The sequence below is a fragment of the Lysinibacillus sp. JNUCC 51 genome (assembly GCF_015999525.1).
Taxonomy (GTDB): Bacteria; Bacillota; Bacilli; order Bacillales_A; family Planococcaceae; genus Lysinibacillus; species Lysinibacillus xylanilyticus.
In genome coordinates this window covers 2,112,233-2,133,444 of the sequence record NZ_CP065545.1, presented here as the reverse complement: position 1 = coordinate 2,133,444, position 21,212 = coordinate 2,112,233, and the positions used below count along the sequence as shown (strand labels likewise).

Here is a 21,212-nt window from a genome sequence, read left to right as displayed (position 1 = left end):
TGTGGAAAATATAAATGAAAGTAGTGCATTTTATCATCTCCCTAGTTCTTTTGGTCAGAAAAGGATTTGGTTTGCAGAACAATTGTATCCCGATAGTCCTGTATACAATATACCTTTATCTTTTAAAATAAATGGACTATTGAAGACGGAATTATTGGAAAAGACTTTTAGTTTACTATTGGAACGCCATGAAGTGTTACGAACAACTTTTGTGGAAATTGAGGAGGAACTCGTCCAACGAGTTTCTCTTTATCCACCTATCCAAAAGCTCAAAATGACTTTGAAAGAAGATATATTACGGAACGAAAGTTTGGAATCCTATTTTAAAAAATTTGCCATCAAAACTTTTGATTTAAAAAAAGGACCTTTGATGCAATATGAACTTATTAAGATAGATCAACGACAACATATTTTATTACTAAATGTCCACCATATTATATTTGATGCATGGTCAGTTGATGTATTGAAAAAGGACTTTTTACTAATCTATCAATCCATCAAAAATAATGAGGATTATGAAATAGAACCATTAGATTTACAGTATGCAGATTTTGCTAATTGGGAAAAAGAAATGTTAGAAGACGCATCTAATAACAAAAAAATTGATTTTTGGAAAGAATACTTAAAGAATCCTCCTTCCCCAATTGAAATGCCATATAAATTAACAGGTAGTAATGATAAATCTAATATAGGAAGTAATTATAAATTTGCTTTTCCAATTGATTTGGTTAAAAAGGTAAGGGATTATACGGGTGCTCAAGGAACCACACTTAATAATTTCTTTCTCTCCGCGTTTCAAGTTTTGTTATATCGTTATTCAGGTGAAAAGGACATTATTGTAGGAACTCCGGTAGCTAATAGAAAACTGGCCTTTACCCATGATTTGATTGGTTTTTTTGTTAATACACTTCCAGTTCGTTTACACATAAAGCCGTATAGTATTTTTAAAAATGTCATGAAAGAAGTCCAAAAGACCTTTTTGAAGATCTATGAGTGTAGTGAGATTCCTTTCGAGCGTATTGTTGAAGAAGTTAATCCTGAAAGAGAAGTTAGCCAGAATCCCATCTTTCAAACCCTCTTTACATATAATGAACGCCAGGAAGGTTCCGATGATCAAGAATTAGAAATTATAGAGAAAAAAATCAATACTGACACTTCAAAGTTTGATTTTGCTTTGTATGTGTCGACACATAAAGATAATGGTTTTGGAGAAATTGAGTTTAATGCTGATACTTTCGATATGGAGACTATTGATAGGTTTGCACAACACTATATAAACTTTATAAAAGAAATAGTGGATAAGCCAGATTTACCGATTTGTAAAATTGAATTTAGGACTAAGCATGAAATAAATTTTTTTCTAAAAAATACTTATTCAAATATCGAAAACCAAAGATATGTATCTGATTGGTTTGAAAATATTGTTAAGGATTACGGAGATAATATTGCTCTTAAATATAAAAATAAACATTATACCTATAAGGAATTAAATTGTAGAGTTAAGCGAGTTGCCAGTGGATTACAGAGTTTAGGAATAGGAACGGGTAAAATTATCGCAGTAAAGATGAAAAAGGGCTTAAATCAAATTGCTGTTATATTAGGTATATTAAAAAGCGGGAATGCATATTTGCCCATTGAATATACAACTCCTAAAAGTCGAATCGCATATATTCTAGATGATTCTTCCTCAGTATGTATAGTGTCAGATACTCACGAAAAATGTGATGAAAGTATGGTAAATGCAATTGATTCTGAATTTTTAATAAATTACAGAGATGAAGATTATATTCCATCAGAGTATATTTTGAATCCAAGTGAACTTCCGGCCTACGTAATTTATACATCAGGATCTACAGGGAGACCAAAAGGGGTGTGTATTTCTCATTCTTCCCTAGTTAGTCATATTACCAGCTACTTAAAGGAATTTCCTTTTGAACAAAATGAAATTGTATTGCAGAATATAACTTTTGCATTTGATGCTTCAATAACTGAAATTTTCAGTACATTGTTGAGTGGTAATACACTTGTGCTAACTGAACATGAAAAGCAATTTGATATTGAATATCTTGCTAATTTATTTCTTCAAGAGGGGATTACTCGAGCTCAACTATTTCATAGCTTGATTAATAATTTACTTGAATTAACTAAATTTAATGAACTAAAAAAATTAAAATATATTTTTACAGGTGGAGATATATTAAGCCAACAACTTGTTGATAGATTTTATAAAACAATGAAGAATAGTGCAACACTCATAAATATGTATGGACCTACAGAAACAACTGTCGCCGCGTCTTTTCATATATGCCAATCGGAAAGACAGTTTCATTCTGTACCTATAGGTAAACCATTTGAAAGCCATGATTTTTTAATTTTAGATGAAACAATGCAACCCGTCCCACAAGGTTCAAAGGGAGAACTATATATTGGCGGACCTTGTGTCGCATTGAGGTATTTAGGGAGCACTTTGTTATCTAATAAATCTTTCCTTGATATAGATATAAATGGATGTAAAAGCCGTTTTTATAAGTCAGGTGATATAGTTCAGCAGTTAAACGATGGTTCACTTATGTTTATCTCTAGAAGAGATAATCAAGTGAAAGTTCGAGGTTTCCGAATTGATCTACAAGAAATTAAAGATGCTGCTCTTAGAAACGCAGAAATTGATGAAGCATTTGTTATGGTGGAAGAAATTGATTCGGAAAAAGATATCTTCCTCTTTTTGAAATTGAAAGACGGATACATGATAAATGCAAAAGAAATTAAAAATCGATTATCGATGGAATTACCATTTTATATGATTCCTAAAAACATTACTTTTGTTGAAGTTATTCCTAAATCAAATAACGGGAAAGTGATTAAAAGCGAATTGCCCCTTGAAAAAAATGACCTAGCGAACTCATGCAAAAAACTCCCGACGAGCGATTTAGAAAAGAAACTATTGTTAATCTGGAAGGATGTCCTGAAATTAAAGGATATTAGCATAGATGATGACTTTTTTGATATAGGGGGACACAGTATTAAGGCTCTTGAACTTATGGGATCAATCAAAAAAGTGTTGAATATGGAATTACCACTTTCATTATTATTTTCAAAGCGAACAATCGAAAATATTGCAAATTACATTTCTAATGCTAACAGTAGTTTAAATAAAAAAAGTAGTGTTGTATCTCTTTTAAAAGTTAATAATCATAGTGGAAAAAAATTATTTTTAATCCATCCAGGTGGGGGCGGTATTCTGTGCTATATGCCTCTTGCAAATGCTATAACTAAAAGCTTTTCTATTTATGGTATACAGTCAGTAGGATATGAAAGTGATGAAAAACCAATATTAGATATAAAAATAATGGCAAAATGTTACGTTAACGAAGTACAGAAAATTCAACCACACGGACCATACAGCTTAGCAGGTTGGTCGATGGGTGGAACAATAGCATTTGAAATGGCTAAAATATTTGAACAAAATAACCAAGAAGTTGATTTTGTGGGGCTTATAGATGCCTACCCATTTCAAAAGTCTAATGAAAATGTAGTTTTAAGAGAACCGGTAGATGTCTGGGCTCATAATTTAGCTATTGACACTTTAAATTGGTCTCAACTATCAGAACAAGAAAAATATGATGAAATACTCAAATCAGCGAAAAAAAAGGGGATATTTCCTGAATCGGCACAAATTCAAGACGTTAGAAGGGTTTTAAATATAATGGGAGCAAATAATGAGGCGTGTGATCAATATGAATGTACGGGCCCTATAAAATCAGATATGCATCTATTCTATTGCTCTGAACAAGATTTTCAACAACCTCACTTATTAGTGAATAAAGAGGAATGGAAAAAAAGAACTACGGGATTTTTACACGAAATACCTATATTAGGTAACCATAATACACTTATAGAAAAACGTTATTCTGATACATTAGGTAAACAGATTAGTCAAATATTAAGGGGTGATTTCTATGAAAATAGAAGTAACAGGTCGGATATCAAAGTTACCTCAAGCAGTATATGAAAGAAAAGTATTACTTCCACAATTCAGTTTTGAATTAGAAAACTACTTAGTTAATTATATAAGAATAGAAAAGGTATTATTAAAGCAATATTATGAACAGGGATTCATAAATAAGGAAGAAACAGAAAATATATTAGCTGCAATACAGGCGGTAAAGTCAGAAAATCTTAAAAAGTCCTCTACAGAAAATTTAACAGATATTGCTCTTACTTTAGAAAGGCAAATCGAGGAGAATATGACTTTAAGTGTTCCTAATTGGCATCTTGATAGAAGTAGAAACGATTTTCAAGCATGCAGTCAATTAATGTATGCGAGAGAACAGTACATTAATATTATAGATAAAATACAAGAACTTTTTAAATTGGTTATTAACTTAGTTGAAAAAAATTCAAGTATAATTTTGCCTGGCTATACCCATTATCAAGCTGCACAGATAATTAGTGTAGGCTTTTACTTAACATCAATTTCCCATCACTTATTAGAAACTCAAAGAAAAATGCTGCACTGCTTAGAAAGTTTAAATCAAAGCTGTCCATTAGGAGGCGGTGCGTTAGCAGGTCAAGAGATCTCTTGGGATGTTGAGCAAACGGCAAATGATTTAGGATTCAATTGCTTCATAGGACATGCAATGGTTTCTGTTTCGTCAAGGAATTGGATATTAGAAATCGGCGATTCAATTGTCTTTTTTACAAATAATTTAAGTAGAATTTTAACCGATTTTATGAATTGGGGAAGTAGTGAGTATCAATATATTAATTTACCAGATGATTTAACAGGTATATCATCATCAATGCCCCAGAAACGAAATTTCCCGATTTTAGAGAGAATCAGAGGGAAGACTAGCCATGTTATAAGTTATTATAATGATTTCTTGCTAGGACAAAGGAATACACCTTTTACAAATTTAGTAGAAGTATCTAAAGAAGCTTCTTCAAATCTTTACACTATGTTTAATACTACAAAAGATATTATTGATTTGTTTTCAATTATTATTGAAAATGTCCAGTTTGATAAAGAAAAAATATATGAGAAATGTCAGAAAGATTATTATGGTGGATTTACTTTAGCAAATCAGCTGACTATCCAAAATAAAATTCCTTACCGACTTTCTCAAGTTATTGTAGGGAAGTTTATAACTAAATCCTTACAAAATAAGGACACTTTAAATGATCTTTCTTTAGAAAGTTTAGCTAAGTTATGTGATGAATTTGGTTTTAGTAATAGTATCAACCAGGAACAACTAGTTGAAATTTTTGACATCGATAAATTATTAACAAGAAAAAATTCTAAAGGATCAACACATCCTGAAAGTGTAAAGGAAATAATAAAAAATCAATGGGCAGTATACAATAACTATCAGGATAAATTTTCTCAAATCACGAATAAAATTAGAACATCTTCTCAATCCATTGATAAATGGACTCCCTTAAAGGGGATTAAACTATGATAGCTAACAATAAAAAATTAGATATGCCCTCTAAACCTAAGAGGGGAGTCGGAAAAGCAAACGGAACTTTTGGTGAATTGTTGCAAGGCGTTTTATCTGATGATTCTGATTTTTTAGTTACTCTACCTATTGAAAGTTATTCATACTGTTATTTTTATGCTAGAGATACAGATTCAATCCGTATACTTCCAATGTCTAAAAAAAAGTCAGCAATACTTGCTTCGAAAATATTGTCATTTTATAAACTACCTACTGGAGGAGATATATTAATAAAAAGTGAACTAGAAGAGGGGAAGGGATTAGCAAGCTCAACTGCTGACATGATTGCTACTGCTAGAGCTATTGAAAATTATTACAATTTGAGCATTCCAGTTGATGTTTTAGAGCGCTTAATTCGAGAAATCGAACCCACAGATGGCATTATGTACGATGGAATTGTTTCTTATTACCATAAAGAAGTAAAGTTGATGAAATATATTGGTGAATGCCCCCCTATGACAATACTAGGAATTGACGAAGGGGGAGAAGTTGAAACAATAGAGTTTAATAAAAAAGCAAAACCTTTTAATAAAGAGGAAAAGAAAGAGTATGAAAACTTGTTAAGTAAGATCACAAGTGGAATTTTAAATAATGATATGACTTTAATCGGTGAAGTGGCAAGCCGTAGTGCTCTTATAAATCAATCTTTACACCCAAAAAGGACATTCGAAGATATAAAGCGGATAAATAGCGCCATTAATGGCTTAGGTGTTATTACTGCCCATAGTGGGACATACATTGGCATACTTTTATCGCAATTAGATACACAACATGATTGGAAAGTAAAACAGGGTGAGTACGAATTGAAAAAACTTGGATATGATGTGCGTTTATTTAATACAAAGGTACAGCATATAAAGGAGAAATTTCATGTATAAGAATAGCATTCTAGACATAATTGGAGAAACACCCCTCATATCTTTGACGCTTGATTCAAAAGCTCTAGCAAACGTCTATGGGAAATTAGAATTACAAAATCCTTATGGAATGAAGGATAGGGTAGCGAAAAATATCATTTTAAAAGCAAAAGAAGATGGATTACTTCTGGATGGAGCTCCGATTATAGAGAGTTCTTCTGGAACTATGGCTTTAGGTCTTGCATTAGTAGGAACATACTTGGGCCATGAGGTACACATTGTAACAGATCCAAGGATTGACAGTTTAACAAAAAGGAAATTAAAAGCTTTAGGTGCAAATCTTCATGTGGTTAATGAGATGGAAAAGATAGGAGGATGGCAAAAAGCTCGACTGATTTATCTTAACAAATTACTTGAACGTATGCCTAATGCCTTTTGGCCTCAACAATATGAGAATATTAATAATCCTAATGCGTATAATGCCCTTGCTGATGAAGCAGTTGAAAAAATAGGTAAAATAGATTATTTGGTTGGTTCAGTAGGGAGTGGTGGCTCACTATGCGGGACTGCTAAGGCACTGAAAAAAAGGAATCCAAATATTAAAGTTGTTGGCGTTGACGCAATTGGAAGCTCAATATTTCTCCAAAATGATAATCCCAAACGATTGCAGAGTGGCTTAGGCAATAGTATACAGCCTAAAAATGTAGATCATTCTCTTATAGATTATGTTCATTGGCTTAATGATGAAGAGGCGTTTAATTGGACGAGAGAGCTAGCATCTCAGGAAAAAATATTTGCAGGAAACAGTTCTGGGAGTGTATACGCCGTAAGTCGTTGGTTGAGTAGGAATATAAATGTTGATTTAAATATTCTATGTATATTCCCTGACCGAGGAGATCGTTATTTTGAAACTATTTATGATGACGATTTTTACAATAAATTTTCACTTAGCAAAAATCATTTAAATCTTAATCCTAAAAAAGAGAATAAAATCGAAGTTTTTAATAACTGGACTTTTGTAAATCTAAAAAAAGTCAAAACTTTAGAGACAGTTTAATAGAAAAAAATATAGGAGGAGAAAATGATAAATTTTATTAGTGATACTGTTACATTACCTACCGAAGAAATGTTTAAATCTATATTAAATGCAGAATTAGGCGATGACGTATACGGAGAAGATATCACAGTCAATACTCTGGAAAGTGTCGCAGCTCAAATTGTAGGAATGGAGTCTGCTTGTTTTATGCCCAGTGGAACGATGGCGAATTTATCATCAATACTTGCACACTGCCCTAGAGGCTCAAAGGTTTTAGTGGGAAATGAATCAGATATTTATATATATGAAGCTGGGGGAGCTTCCGTATGTGGTGGTATAGTATATGAGCCAATACCAACACAAGCTGATGGGAGTTTAAGTATTCCTGATTTAGAAAAGGGATTTCCTGTAGATAAAGAAGATTCACAATACGCCTTACCAGCACTAATTTGTTTAGAAAATAGTCATAATAGATGTGGAGGAAGGGTATTACCATTAAATTACTTGCGAGAAGTCGCAGAATTTGCCGCTAAAAAAGATGTACCAATTCATATGGATGGGGCCAGAATATTTAATGCATCAATTTCTCTTGGTATAGATATAAAGGAAATAACTAAATATGTGGATTCGATACAGTTTTGTTTATCGAAAGGCCTTTCTGCGCCAGTCGGTTCAATAGTAGCTGGTAATCGTTTGTTTATTGAAAAGGTTAGAAGAATAAGAAAAATGTTAGGGGGAGGGATGCGACAATCCGGAATCATTGCTGCTCCTGCATTAGTAGCTTTAAAATCTATGGTAAACAGATTAGAAATTGATCATGCTAATGCTAAAATACTAGCTGAAGGCCTTTCAACAATAAAAGGAATTAATATAAATCCAGATTTGGTCGAAACTAATATTGTTAGTTTCGATGTAACGGGGTTAAATATTTCTTGTTTTGAGTTTATTAATGAAATGAAAAAAAATGGAGTTCAATTTTCGGAGATGGGTCACAATAGAATTAGAGCAGTTGTTCATCGTCATATTACACAAAAAGATATAAATGATACAATAAAAACAATAGAGTCTTTGTATTGTATACCAGCATAGATTTATAACAAAGACGCATGGGGAAGCTTAAAGGATTTCTATAATAAAAAAATGTCATCTACTTCTATAGTAGATGGCATTTTTTTATAAAAAGTAGATGTTTAAATTTTTATTGTTAGGGAATCTAGAAAATAGATACATCTTAATTAGAATGCAAGTGGATGTCTCAACATATATTTATAGAATATAAAACTACTTTTTGAAAGGTTTCTTACAAATGCAAAGTATATTTCTGATATTAATACTTCAATTAATTTATGTACCCTTTTTAACGTTACGTACAATACTTTTAGTGAAGAATGTTACTTTCCTTGCCGCCATATTCGGTATGTTGGAAATGTTAGTGTATGTATTTGGCCTTTCACTCGTTTTTAGTGGGAAGCAAAGTATGTTAGCTATGGTCTTTTATGCAGTCGGCTTTGGGTTAGGTATATTTTTAGGGGCCAAAATTGAACGTAAACTAGCGATTGGCTATGTTTATACGACCATTAATACGCAAAATAAGAATGAGGAACTTGTGAAATTTCTTCGGCATGAAGGATTTGCTGTCACGATTTACATTGGTGAGGGACGAGATAGTAATCGCTATAAATATGAAATATTAACAAAGAGAAATCGTGAGACGGAATTGTTCCAAATTGTTGAGCATTATGAACCGAATGCTTTTATTATTTCGTACGAGCCCAAATCATTTAAAGGTGGATTCTTGCTGGATCGAATGAAGGTAAAACACAAATAGTATTTTCTTTAACACATCCCTTTTGTTTATATGCAGAAGGGTATTTTTTTTGTCCACACAATGTACCGAGACAACGTATTGCAGTCATCTTTTTAATTAAATATGAGAAATTTAGCGACCAAGCTCGATAAAAAATAACACTACTATTACACCGACAGACGTGAATGATAACATGTTCAAATAGATTTTTTCATACTATAAAAACATGCTAAGTCCCGGAGGGGGGTTTTATGTATTTTGTTACGAAAGGCTTGGTCATTCTTATAGGAAGTGCCGCGGTAGCATTAGGAATTAATTTATTCTTAACGCCCTATCAAATTTTAGATGGGGGCGTTGTAGGAATAGCGCTTATTTTACATTATATATATAGGCTTAAAATAGGTTTAATGATCATCATTATTAGTATTCCGATTTTCGTTATTTCTTGGTATAAATACAGAGCGTATTTTTACAATAGTATTCATGGATTATTCGCATATTCACTTAGTATCGATTTACTCAAGTCCGTCCGCAATCTTATTCATGTAGATGCCCTCTATAGCGCCATATTTGGAGGGGTACTTATGGGTTTTGGTGTGGGTTTGATGCTTAGATTTCAGACAAGCACTGGTGGTACAGATTTGATTGCACAATTTTTAAGTGATAAAACTGGAATTAATGTAGGGATACTTATTTTTATGATAGATTCAATCGTCATCGTTATAGGGGGATTGCTTTTATCTTCTAATACATTATTGCTTTCTATTATTACAATTTTGGTAGCAGGGATTACTACAAGTATCATGACCAGCCGTGTTTAATAAAAAAATAGCTTCAGTAGGACTGAAACTATTTCGAAAATTGTTATTGAGAGCTCTTCATCATTCGTTTTTTAGGATGTGCAGGCTTTACTTCTGCAATTAATATGGCGAGTAAAATCAGTATTGCCCCTATAACCATACGACTTGTTAATACCTCATGTAAGAATATAACGGATAATACCATGCCGAAGAAGGATTCTGTAGACAGGATAATAGCTGCTTTTGTAGCAGATGTATATTGATTTGCAATATTTTGAAAAAGATAAGCGAGAGTAGTTGAAAAAATGGCTAAATAAATGATTGAATAGATTGCTTCTTTTTCAATGGTGGTCGGGATATCGCCTTGACCGACTACGACCAAGACACCTATAAAAGATGCTGTGATAAATTGAATAATCGTCAGGGCAATGGCATCTTCCTTTTGTACAAAAAGGTTCGTACAAAAAATATCGAAAGCGAATGCGACAGCACATGCTAAGGAAAGTGCATCTCCGATATTCATTGTTAGAGAGCCCTGCAAAGATAAAAAACCAATACCAACTATAGCTATAATCGAACCGATAATCTCATAGCCATCTATACGACGCTTGTAAACCGCAAACGCAATTAACGGTACAATAATGACATTGACAGCGGTTAAAAATGCATTTTTAGATGGTGTTGTATATTGTAACCCTACTGTCTGAAGGGCAAAGGCAATATACAAGATGCTTCCTAACAAAATACCTTTCCAAATAACTGATTTTGAAGCTTTTTTTAATTTATATCCAAATAAGACTGTCAGTATAATCGAAGCTAATAAGAATCTACCTGCCATTACTTGATAGGCTGTTAAATATTCTAATGCAATAGCCGTTATAACAAAACCGCTACCCCAAACGATTGCAGTGACTAATAGCATACCATCAGCTATGTACTTTTTCATCATTCTTCCTCCTAACTTCAATAGAATAGCATGAGATGGAAGAGAATAGTTTGATTTTAATTCTAAAAATTCAGGCGTTTTTTGTACTTATTCCAAAGCTGTCATTCAAACATTCGTTTTGCTATGTAATAAGTACAATTTAACGGCTGCAGCTATACGCTCATAAAAAACATAATCATTTTCTAAAGGTGCTACTAGCTGGCGAATTTTTGACATACGATAACGGATTGTGTTTGGATGGCAGAAATGAGCAACGGCTACTTCTTTAATATTTCCTTGTTTTACGACATAGGTGATTGCTGTTTTTATTAAATCCGGATCAACCTTTTCCTCAAATAGGGGACCTAGATAGCTATTTACATAATCCATAGCAAATTTAGCGTCCTTACGGTGCAATTCAATTAATAACGAATCGGAAGCAAGGTTCTCATAATGGCATGTAGAATCCGTTTTAATTTCAGCCATGATGCGTGCATAAAAAGCTTCGCGAACAGCAAAAGGGAATTCTGTTTGTGTAACGTGACAACGACTATAGCCAAAGGTCATTGAATCTGTCGGAATTGCATACAACGTTAACCATTCATTAAGAAGCTTTTCAAATTGAAGTTGTTGTGATGAATGGGTCATTATTATAAAGAGACTCTTTTTATAGGTACAAATCATACCAGATTTTAATAGATGCTCTAATTGAAAAAGTGATTGCATCCATTGGCTGTTTGCATGATCTTGCGTTTGAATATTAGCAACATATACATATTTTTCAAAGGGCTTATTGATTTGCTGTAAAATGGACTTTATTTGTTCATTAGTTACTTCTTCCTCCATGAGACGTCGCATTATCGTATCTAAAAAGAATGAATAATCTTGCGTTTTTGCATAGGCCATCGTTTCTAAAATAATCTTTTCAAAAAATTCATCTCCCCCAAATCGCAATATCGGGAAATCTTGTTCATCTGCATAGGCTAGCAATTCCACTGGTAAATGCTCATAGATGACAGGTTTATAAGCTAGGGCACTTGCCCCTAATTCAATAAGGTTTTTTACGGCATTCCATAAATATTCGGGCTTTTGCTTTGCGAATAATAAACTGCTTAAAACAACGCTATTCGGTGTGAATATCGTTTCTCTCACAGTTTGAATATCAGGTGAAAATTCAAAGTCTAGAATTTCCACATTTTGAACGGGTTTATGTAAACCATTGCGACCAGCAACGACTGTAAAATCTTTTGTAATAGGCAGTTGTAAAAAGTTCTCTACGTTCATTAGGATATCAAACAACCTTTCTTGAGATTGAGTTTCTATTACTTATTATAAAAGTACTTGTCAGTAAAATACTATTAGTATCGTTGATAAGGCAATGCGGAGTCGCTGATAAATTGGTCGACATCGCTGATAAAACACGACGAATTGTCAGATTCCCACAAACCTTTGCTCGAACTGCCTTCTCCATATCCTGAATTTATACCGATCAACAGATAATCAAAAAAGATTATTTTCACAAGGGGAACTAGTGCTAGAGACACTTGTTTTTACATAAAATTCACAGTGTTTTTACAATGAAAGCGTACAATAGATGCTAATAACCGATTTAAGAGGTGCGAGCATGGAGTCTGTTGTGAGTCAAAGCATAAAAACAAATAATTTATTTTCATATTTAAAGTATTTATACGGGCAGCATCAAAACAATACTCTCTATATAAAACGTTTAAAAGCATTGAAGCAAATTATTCAGGACAAGAATTTACATACTTATTTTCAGCCTATCGTCGATTTACAGACGGGGCAAACAATTGGTTTTGAGGCACTGAATCGTCCAGAGCCTTCAGAATTATTTCATAGTGTCGATCAGTTTTATGAATTTGTTGGGCAAACGGACTGCGTATTTTTATTTGAATGCTTTTGTCGTAATCTTTCATTGCAGCGTTTCAAAGAACGACTGCACGAAGAATGGGTTAACCGAGATTTTTTAGTATTCGTCAATATACATCCTAATGTTTTACTAGATAGGAGCTACCATTGCGGTGAAACCTTACAGTTATTAAAGGAGCTTGGGATAAAACCACAGCAGGTAGTGTTTGAGCTCACTGAACGTAGTGCAGTGGTAGATTTTGAAGAGTTTGAGCGTGTATTATCCAATTATCGATCACAGGGCTATCGCATTGCAGTGGATGATGTAGGGTCAGGCTACAATAGCTTGAAAACTCTTGTTTATTTAAAGCCAGAGTTTATTAAGCTAGACCGTTCTTTAATACAATTTATTGATAAAAACAGCGAGCAGCAGCAGCTTGTTACATTACTGATGAGCTACGCAGAGCAAGCAGAGACGAAAATTATTGCAGAGGGTATTGAACGCCAGGAAGAGCTTCATTATTTACGTAATATTGGAATCCACTACGCACAAGGTTATGCGATAGGGAAACCCGCAAAGGAAATACATTTGGGGAAAATAAGGATGGGTGACCATGAAGATAGGGGAAGTCATAGAAAGTGTTCCTTGTATTGATGAATTTGTGAAAAATCAAGAGGTGGATTTGCTTTTTACAAGTAATCCGTCATTACGTAGTGTTGTCGTTGTTCGAGATGACAAACCAATTGGGCATATTACACGTACACATTTCTATCAAAAAATTGGTACACGCTATGGCTATAATTTATTTATGGGTCGGCATAATCAGCTGATTATTAAAGAAAATCCTTTAATTGTAGATCGCAATATACCTATAACAGAGGTCAGTACGCTAGCAATGTCTAGACCTTCAGAGGACTTATATGATGATGTGATTGTAATAAGGGATGACTTATATTACGGTGTGGTGAGTATTCGAGAGCTACTGTTGAAGCTCGTAGACACACAAGTAGCTATTGCTAGCTTTTTAAATCCATTAAGTAGTCTTCCTGGCAATAAATTAATAGATGAAAAACTAGAAGAGACACTACAGCTATCACAATATAGTTTGATTTATTTTGATTTAGATCATTTTAAATCATACAATGACACGTACGGTTTTAATAAAGGGGATAAGATTTTACTGTATTTAACAGATATTTTGAAAAGAAACATAGGCGGTACAGAAGATTTTTTAGGTCATATTGGGGGAGACGATTTCGTTGCGATTCTTCCCCATTATGAGGCCGCAGAGATCTGTCAAAGAATTATTGATGATTTTGATGCGTTTATTTTAAGCTTTTATGATTTAGAGGATTTAACATATTTACAAGTACAAAATAGAGCTGGTAAATTAGAGCCTTTATCTTGTACTACGCTATCCATTGCGGTTATTACTAATCAATATCAGCAATTTGAATCTGTTGACCAATTGTCAGATGCGGTGACACGTGTGAAAAAACAATGTAAAAAAATTTCGGGAAGCTGTTACCTCATTAATGACATTGAAAAAGAAAGCTATCTCGTTCATTAAATAAAGTAGATTAGACTGTGGGAATTGAGCTTGCCCACAGTCTTTTTTGGTCTTCCTTGGGAATTTAAATATTCAATAACAGCATTTAATCCTGTTTTTAGGGCATAATCTAAAGAAATAAACTGCTTTCACTTTAGGAAATTATTAATCTAAATAAAACATACTTGAATTATAGGGATTATAGGTATATAATTCGATTACATTAATTAAACTTCTTAGGAGGCTTTCAATTGTCTACATTACAAATTATTCTTAACGTTGCTGTTTTGTTGGTATTCGTTGGAATTTTATATTTTATGAATAAAAAGCACGTTAAGTTTTCAAATCGTGTTTTTACTGCTCTAGGCTTTGGTATTGTACTTGGTCTTGGGCTGCATTTAATTTATGGTATTGATTCTGATGTATTAGCAAAAACAACAAGTTGGTACAATATTATTGGTACTGGTTATGTTAAATTACTACAAATGGTTGCGATGCCATTAATTTTTATTTCCATCTTAATAGCCTTTACGAAAATGAAGGTTGGTAAAAACTTCGGAAGAATGGCAGCTCTTATTTTAGCCATTTTAATCGGTACAACTGCTGTTTCAGCTGCTGTTGGTATTTTTTCAGCAACGGTGTTTCATTTAGATGCTTCACATATTATGCAAGGTGCTGCAGAGACAGAGCGTGGAGCGTATTTAGAGGAAAAAACTTCTGGACTAACTGCGCCGGATTTACCAACTCAAATTGTTGAGTTATTCCCAGCAAACCCATTCTTAGATTTAACAGGCGCTCGTTCTACATCAACAATTGCCGTTGTAATTTTTTCAGCGTTCTTAGGTTTTGCTTACTTACGTGTTGCACGTAAGGATGGAGATACTGCAGCCACTATTAAAAAGGGCTTGGATGCCATCTATGCATTAGTAATGGGCGTTGTAACAATTGTTTTACGTTTAACACCATATGGTATTTTAGCAATTATGGCACGTACAGTTGCGACATCTGACTTCGGGGCAATCTATAACCTAGGTAAGTTTGTTGTAGCATCTTATGTAGCGTTAATTATCGTGTTTATAGTACACTTACTAATTCTTACTTTAAGTGGTTTAAATCCATTTACTTACTTAAAGAAAACTGCGGAAACATTATTGTTTGCCTTCACTTCACGTTCTAGTGCAGGTGCTTTACCAATGAACATTAAAACACAAACGGGTCGTCTTGGCGTACCTGAGGGTATTGCAAACTTCTCGGGCTCATTTGGTTTATCTATTGGTCAAAATGGTTGTGCTGGTGTTTATCCTGCAATGCTAGCGATTATGATTGCACCGACAGTTGGGATTAACCCACTTGATCCAGTGTTTATCATTACTGTTATTGCAGTTGTAGCTGTCAGCTCATTTGGTGTAGCTGGTGTTGGTGGTGGTGCGACATTCGCAGCAATTCTTGTATTATCAGCACTTGACTTACCGATTGCACTTGCGGGTATATTAATCTCTGTTGAGCCGTTAATTGACATGGGCCGTACTGCACTTAATGTAAGTGGTTCAATGACTGCAGGTGTGACAACAGCACGTATTACAAAAGAATTGGACACTGAAATGTATAATAATAAAGAATTAGGTGCTCAAGTATCAGATTTATAAATATAATCAATTTCGCCTTGGCGTAATTGCGTCGGGATTTTGAATTGTGCTCGCACAATTTATTCCTTTCAAAATCCCTGACATCCGCCGGAGGCCTTATCTTCATTCAGTAGATATCCGGTTATTACGACCACCTTCAGAGGTGGAAGTCTTCGTAACTATCGTTTCACTTTTGCTACAAAACATCTAATGAATGAAAATAAAGAGCTATCCTCATTTAAACTGTACCCTATAAGATAGACACTTTGAAAAAAGTCTATCCTATAGGGTACTTTTGTTTATAATGAGAAAAAAGATGTTGAGGTAGAGTGAAATGACCAAAAGATATTTTACGAAAATAGAACTAGAACAACTAAAATGTAATCCAAATGTGCATGCAGTTAGTGAAAAAGCTATCACATATACTGACGAATTTAAACGTCATTTTATTGCGGAAAATGAAAAAGGTAAATTCCCAAGAGAAATTTTTGAAAATGCGGGTTTAGATGTTGAATTAATCGGTATAAAACGTATAGAATCTTCAGGCAAACGTTGGCGAGCTTCTTATCGTAAAACAGGTGTAGAAGGTTTACAAGATACACGTAAAACAAATTCAGGTAGACCATCTGAAAAAGAATTAACACTAGAAGAAAAATTGAAGCGATTAGAAGCGAGAAATCGATTACTTGAAGCAGAGAATGAATTGTTAAAAAAGGTCGATCTACTCGAAAGGCAGATGTTGAAGAAGAAATAAAAATCGCTACAACACTAAAATTTGAACTCATCTATCACACGATAAAAAAGTATAAATTAAAGCGTTTAGTCAGCTATCTATGTGATGTGATGGATGTATCTCGGTCTGGCTATTACAATTATTTTTCAGAAAAATCAGCGCAGAAGCGTATGGCACAAGAACAAGGAGATGAAGTGGTAAAGGAAATCATTTTAAAGGCGTATCATTTCCGAGGGCGAAAAAAAGGAGCACGTCAAATTAAAATGACGTTAGAAAATCAATATGGAATTACGTACAATCTGAAACGTATTCGCCGCGTGATGAAAAAATATCAGATTATCTGCCCGATTCGAAAAGCGAATCCAGCTCGACGTATGGCAAAAGCAACAAAAGAACATCGTACGTGCCCAAATGAATTACAACGCAACTTTAAACAGGGTGTGGCCGGAAAAGTGTTACTGACGGATATCACCTATTTAACGTATGGAAGCAGTAAACGCGCTTATTTATCAACGATTAAAGACGCTGAAACGAATGAAATTTTAGCGTATGAAGTGTCGTCTTCATTAAGTATTGATATTGCCCTCAATACACTTCATCAATTGAAGAAACACCGCCATTTAACAGAAGATGCATTTATTCATTCAGATCAAGGATTCCATTATACGAATCCGCAATTCCAGAAACTTGTGAAGAAAATGGGACTAGGGCAATCGATGTCACGCCGAGGAAACTGTTGGGATAACGCCCCCCAAGAATCCTTCTTCGGTCATTTTAAAGATGAAACCAACCTGAAAGCGTGCGAAACATTAGAAGAAGTAAAACGAGAAGTGAAAAGTTATATGATGTATTACAACCATTATAGAGGGCAATGGAACTTGAAAAAGCTGCCGCCTGCAAAATACAGACAGCAGCTTCAAAAGATTGCCTAGCTTTTTTTCAAAATGTCCTTTACAAAGGGTACACTTTAATTTAGGGTAGCTCTTTTTTATGTGCGCCCGGCATGCGTATGAACTATAGGGTGCAAGTCCCGAACCCCGAAGACAGAAGTAGAGGTTAGCCAAGAGCAAGGGTGTCCGTGGCGACGCGGAATCTGAAGGAAGCTGGAGGCAAAACACCGGTCCGAGGAACACGAACCTCATAGTAGGCTAGGTATGATTGGATGAGTGTGCATAACAACACAAAATCCTTTCTGTCGAAGGTCATATCGAGTAAATGAGGCGGATAGATGGTGTGAAAGTGCATACGCTTACCCGGGGAGGTCTGATGGAAACGTGAAGTACCCTTCATAACCTGCTTGATGACAAGTAGCTGAACCATCAGAAGTCAGCAGAGGTCATAGTACCGTTAACATGGGAAGGACCGAACCATGAAGGAGTGTGGAATAAACTCAAATTTCACTTATTCGATGAAGCAGACAATCCAAAGATGGACTTATTTAGTGGAAGAAATGGTGAATCCCATGGGAGACATTAAGAGGGCTGAGAATACAAGTGGCAAGGAGAGACCGAAAAGCACAACGAATAGGGAGATACAAAATCGCTGTTCGTCAGACTACATGGAACCGCCGTATACGGATCCGTAAGTACGGTGGTGTGAGAGGACGGGAGTTAATCACTCCCTCCTACTCGATTGAAAATAAAAAGAGGGTTGTTATGTAAGAAACAACCCACATGATTGATATGGAATCAATTCATCCCTTATATTATTTTTACATAAAAATCTTTACCATTTATAAGCTCGGTCAGTTCAATGCCGTGATTTATTTTATAGTAATTAAAAATATTGCGCGCCAATCCAGAGTGTCCATTTAAATATGTTCCTTTTTTAATCTCCTTACGAGGATTATGGAAATCAAAATACAAGCGAGAATCGTGGCACATTGCATCCAAAATTGCTTTAAACTCATGTTCTTCAATATGAATCCCTCGTGTATATCTGCACTCTCTGCGGTACGTATCATGAGAAACATTCACCGGCGACGACTCAAGAACCATTTCGATTTTTTTACTCAAATGTTAGCAGCTCCTTTTTAGAAATTAGCACTAGGGTAGAAAAAAAGCATTGACCTAATTCTTGATAGGGTCATCACAATAGCGTGTGGTTGATTTCCGCTCCGAGTGGGCGCTTTGTAGCTGTCGCGTTGCTTTCGCTACATGAAAACATTTGTTGCTGCCGCTACGTTAGCACTACGCTTTCGCACAGAGCAAAGCTTCCTGGGGGCGTCCGATGAGCCGCTTCACTCGCGCTGCTCGCTCCAGGGTCTCGGGCTAACAGGATGTTGGTCACGAAGGCGTTATCACAGGACGTGATGCTTTTAGCCTTCGTTCCTCTATATCGCTGATCCCCAAGGGGTCGCCCAGTCTCCACTCCAATCAACTTTTATAAAAACGGTATTTCTTTTAACGAATATCATCTCTAACTTTAGGTAACAAATTTTATGACTAATATAGTTAAACTTATTTATTCCAGTATATAATTATCAGAAAATTATATCAATATTTTCCCTACCAATCTTTTTGCTGCATTTCTTCTGCCACTACTTGTAAATCATAAGCGGTAATCATTAAAAGGGTATATTCGTGTGTTTCCATATATTTTTCTGCTAGACGTTTCATATATTTCGGGGAGCCTTCATTTTCTTCATCATAAATTAGCAGCAGACCATCTGTATTTTGTATAATGAACTTGTCTTTTTCAATAAATTGCCACGGAGCCTCGTATGGCTTTTTCGTTACACTCGTTACAAAGTCTGCTTGTGCTACTAATGTCTGATATTTTTCTTTTTTATGTTCCTGCCAATTTTTCTCCTGCTCTAAAAAAGGTGTGATAACAGCATACTTTAAATGAGGAAATTCCTTTCTTAATGTAAGAATAACCTCAACACCCCATGTTTCTACACCTTGCTGACCACTAATAATCACCCATTCTAAACCTTCGTCGATTAATATACGCAGACGGTTTTCGAGTGCTTTTTTTATGATAGCAATGCCAGGGTGCTTGTCATTAAAAATGCCTAATTCATGTGGTCTATAGCCAGTAATAATAATTCGTTGTAGCAAAAAAACGCCCCCTAAGCTGTATAGTATGTGTAGTCATAGTATACAGTAGGGGGCAATTGAAAACGAATTCCAAGATGTTGTTATATAGTTGTTGGTTATATTAAAAAGCAAATAGTGTTAAAACTACAGCCACGGCAGTACAGATTCCTAAGAACCACCATGTATCTGTAAAGTCCTCTTTGGAGTCACTATTCATATAAAGTACTTCCTTTCTGTTTTATTTTAATCTGTCCGTTCCAAGACCAATTCGTCCATACGCGCAGTACAGTTTCAAATGGTCCGCGTTTAAATTTCTTTAAATAGGCAAGGCTGAAAACGCATTGCAAGCTATACACGACGATTCCAAATAAAATACCGCCAAATACACCGAGCTTGCCGTATAAGCCTAGACCATATCCGTAAAATACTGTTGTACAAATAATGGTTTGCATTAGATAATTAGTTAATGATAGTTTACCGACACTCTCAAAGGCGGGAGCGAGACGTTGTACAGGGCGTGTTTTGTATATTAAAGCTGCAAGGCAGACATAGCCTACTGCTAATAACTCAGAGCCTCCTGTTAACAACATGCCAGAAAAATTGCTTTCTATAAAACTCAGACTTTTACAAGCTAGCCCTATTGGAACAAGCAGAGCGCCAAGCTTATACCATTTCTTTTCGTCCTCCATATTCACAAAAGCCTTCTTTTTAGCGAGACCCATGCCGAAAAGGGTTAATGCAGTAGTATACATTGGTGCAAGGAAAACTAATAAGAAAAAGACTAATCCTGTATCGTCCATGCCTGGAGGTAGATCATTTGCACGGAAATCATAAATGTCTAAGTAACTTCCGTTAGCGTATATATTGTCGGCTTTCTCTATATAAGAAGCTATTTCTTCCTGTTCTTTTTTAGTTTCTTCAGTAGAACCAAATGATAAGCTAGTAATAAGTAATAAGAAGATACCAGCCCAAATAAATAAAGTTTTCGGTTTACGATTAATAAATGGGATTAAAAACAATATCATAAAGCCGTAAGAAAATAAAATATCGCCTTCCCATAAAAACATTGAATGTAGTAAACCCAAAGCAATTAGCCCCGTTGCACGGCGTAAAATGGACCATCGACTCTTATCTTTTTTCTTACGAATAGACTCTATGAGTTTAATAAGAGAGAAGCCGAATAAAATGGTGAAGATCGGCATGAATGATCCCTCTATAAAGATATTTAAAAAATACCAGGCTCCGTTATCGAGGGTGGATAGATCTTTTAGTTCATCTTTGCCGTACATGCCAAACTGGAAAATCAACAAATTTGCCATTAAGATGCCGAATAAGCTAAATCCACGCATTGTATCTATGAAGGTAACACGGTTAGTTGTCATTGCGTTTTATCTCCTTAATTGGTTATCTTATACATAGTGTAGTTGGGAAAGCTTATGGTGAAATGATGGCTACCTTAAAGTAATCTTAAAAG

Annotated in this window: 16 protein-coding genes; 11 read left to right on the top strand and 5 right to left on the bottom strand. The window is 34.8% G+C overall.

Features of this window, described 5'->3' with window-relative positions:
- Position 1: 1 nt before the first annotated feature.
- The 7 genes from JNUCC51_RS10260 (at position 2) to JNUCC51_RS10230 (ending at position 10,016) form a co-directional block, all read left to right on the top strand.
- Entirely contained in the window at positions 2-4,009 is a 4,008-nt protein-coding gene (locus JNUCC51_RS10260) for a non-ribosomal peptide synthetase (RefSeq protein ID WP_337991903.1), read from the top strand.
- The gene (locus JNUCC51_RS10255; protein WP_337991902.1) at positions 3,957-5,456 is read left to right on the top strand and encodes a lyase family protein; all 1,500 of its coding nucleotides are present in this window, start codon (positions 3,957-3,959) and stop codon (positions 5,454-5,456) included. Before JNUCC51_RS10260 ends, JNUCC51_RS10255 begins: the two co-directional genes overlap by 53 nt.
- Complete coding sequence (locus JNUCC51_RS10250; protein ID WP_337991901.1) at positions 5,453-6,373, top strand: GHMP family kinase ATP-binding protein; 921 nt, start codon at positions 5,453-5,455, stop codon at positions 6,371-6,373. Before JNUCC51_RS10255 ends, JNUCC51_RS10250 begins: the two co-directional genes overlap by 4 nt.
- Positions 6,366-7,409, top strand: a complete 1,044-nt coding sequence (locus JNUCC51_RS10245) for a cysteine synthase family protein (protein WP_337991900.1) — start codon at positions 6,366-6,368, stop codon at positions 7,407-7,409. Before JNUCC51_RS10250 ends, JNUCC51_RS10245 begins: the two co-directional genes overlap by 8 nt.
- Positions 7,410-7,433: 24 nt before the next feature.
- Positions 7,434-8,477 carry a GntG family PLP-dependent aldolase gene (locus tag JNUCC51_RS10240; RefSeq protein ID WP_337991899.1) on the top strand — a complete coding sequence of 348 codons (1,044 nt, stop codon included), beginning with the start codon at positions 7,434-7,436 and terminating at the stop codon, positions 8,475-8,477.
- A gap of 217 nt (positions 8,478-8,694) precedes the next feature.
- Positions 8,695-9,216 carry a DUF2179 domain-containing protein gene (locus JNUCC51_RS10235; protein WP_134022831.1) on the top strand — a complete coding sequence of 174 codons (522 nt, stop codon included), beginning with the start codon at positions 8,695-8,697 and terminating at the stop codon, positions 9,214-9,216.
- Positions 9,217-9,446: 230 nt separating this feature from the next.
- Positions 9,447-10,016: a YitT family protein gene (locus JNUCC51_RS10230; RefSeq protein ID WP_337991898.1), complete on the top strand. Its 570-nt coding sequence runs from the start codon at positions 9,447-9,449 to the stop codon at positions 10,014-10,016.
- A 43-nt stretch (positions 10,017-10,059) separates the two neighbouring features.
- Here the strand turns inward: JNUCC51_RS10230 and JNUCC51_RS10225 are convergent, their stop codons facing one another.
- Complete coding sequence (locus tag JNUCC51_RS10225) at positions 10,060-10,941, bottom strand: DMT family transporter (RefSeq protein WP_337991897.1); 882 nt, start codon at positions 10,939-10,941, stop codon at positions 10,060-10,062.
- Positions 10,942-11,046: 105 nt separating this feature from the next.
- Positions 11,047-12,204 (bottom strand): PucR family transcriptional regulator, encoded by a 1,158-nt coding sequence (locus tag JNUCC51_RS10220; RefSeq protein WP_337991896.1) that lies wholly within the window; start codon positions 12,202-12,204, stop codon positions 11,047-11,049.
- A 340-nt stretch (positions 12,205-12,544) separates the two neighbouring features.
- Between JNUCC51_RS10220 and JNUCC51_RS10215 the strand changes: the two genes are divergently transcribed.
- The 4 genes from JNUCC51_RS10215 (at position 12,545) to JNUCC51_RS10200 (ending at position 17,629) form a co-directional block, all read left to right on the top strand.
- Complete coding sequence (locus tag JNUCC51_RS10215; protein ID WP_337991895.1) at positions 12,545-13,444, top strand: EAL domain-containing protein; 900 nt, start codon at positions 12,545-12,547, stop codon at positions 13,442-13,444.
- Entirely contained in the window at positions 13,404-14,360 is a 957-nt protein-coding gene (locus JNUCC51_RS10210; RefSeq protein ID WP_337991894.1) for a GGDEF domain-containing protein, read from the top strand. The genes JNUCC51_RS10215 and JNUCC51_RS10210 overlap by 41 nt, the downstream gene beginning before the upstream one ends.
- Positions 14,361-14,656: 296 nt before the next feature.
- Positions 14,657-15,985, top strand: coding sequence for an L-cystine transporter (locus JNUCC51_RS10205; protein ID WP_337992216.1), 1,329 nt, complete (start codon positions 14,657-14,659; stop codon positions 15,983-15,985).
- A 313-nt stretch (positions 15,986-16,298) separates the two neighbouring features.
- Positions 16,299-17,629, top strand: a protein-coding gene (locus JNUCC51_RS10200; RefSeq protein ID WP_337988626.1) for an IS3 family transposase whose coding sequence is annotated in 2 segments (ribosomal slippage) — positions 16,299-16,680 and positions 16,680-17,629 — 1,332 coding nt in all. Because the reading frame shifts where the segments join, the coding sequence is not laid out codon by codon here.
- 768 nt (positions 17,630-18,397) lie between these two features.
- Here JNUCC51_RS10200 and JNUCC51_RS10195 read toward each other — a convergent pair.
- The 3 genes from JNUCC51_RS10195 to JNUCC51_RS10185 form a co-directional block, all read right to left on the bottom strand.
- Complete coding sequence (locus tag JNUCC51_RS10195) at positions 18,398-18,712, bottom strand: hypothetical protein (RefSeq protein ID WP_337991893.1); 315 nt, start codon at positions 18,710-18,712, stop codon at positions 18,398-18,400.
- 492 nt (positions 18,713-19,204) lie between these two features.
- Positions 19,205-19,759, bottom strand: coding sequence for an SLOG family protein (locus JNUCC51_RS10190; RefSeq protein WP_337991892.1), 555 nt, complete (start codon positions 19,757-19,759; stop codon positions 19,205-19,207).
- A gap of 188 nt (positions 19,760-19,947) precedes the next feature.
- Positions 19,948-21,120: a DUF418 domain-containing protein gene (locus JNUCC51_RS10185; RefSeq protein WP_337991891.1), complete on the bottom strand. Its 1,173-nt coding sequence runs from the start codon at positions 21,118-21,120 to the stop codon at positions 19,948-19,950.
- Positions 21,121-21,212 lie beyond the last annotated feature (92 nt).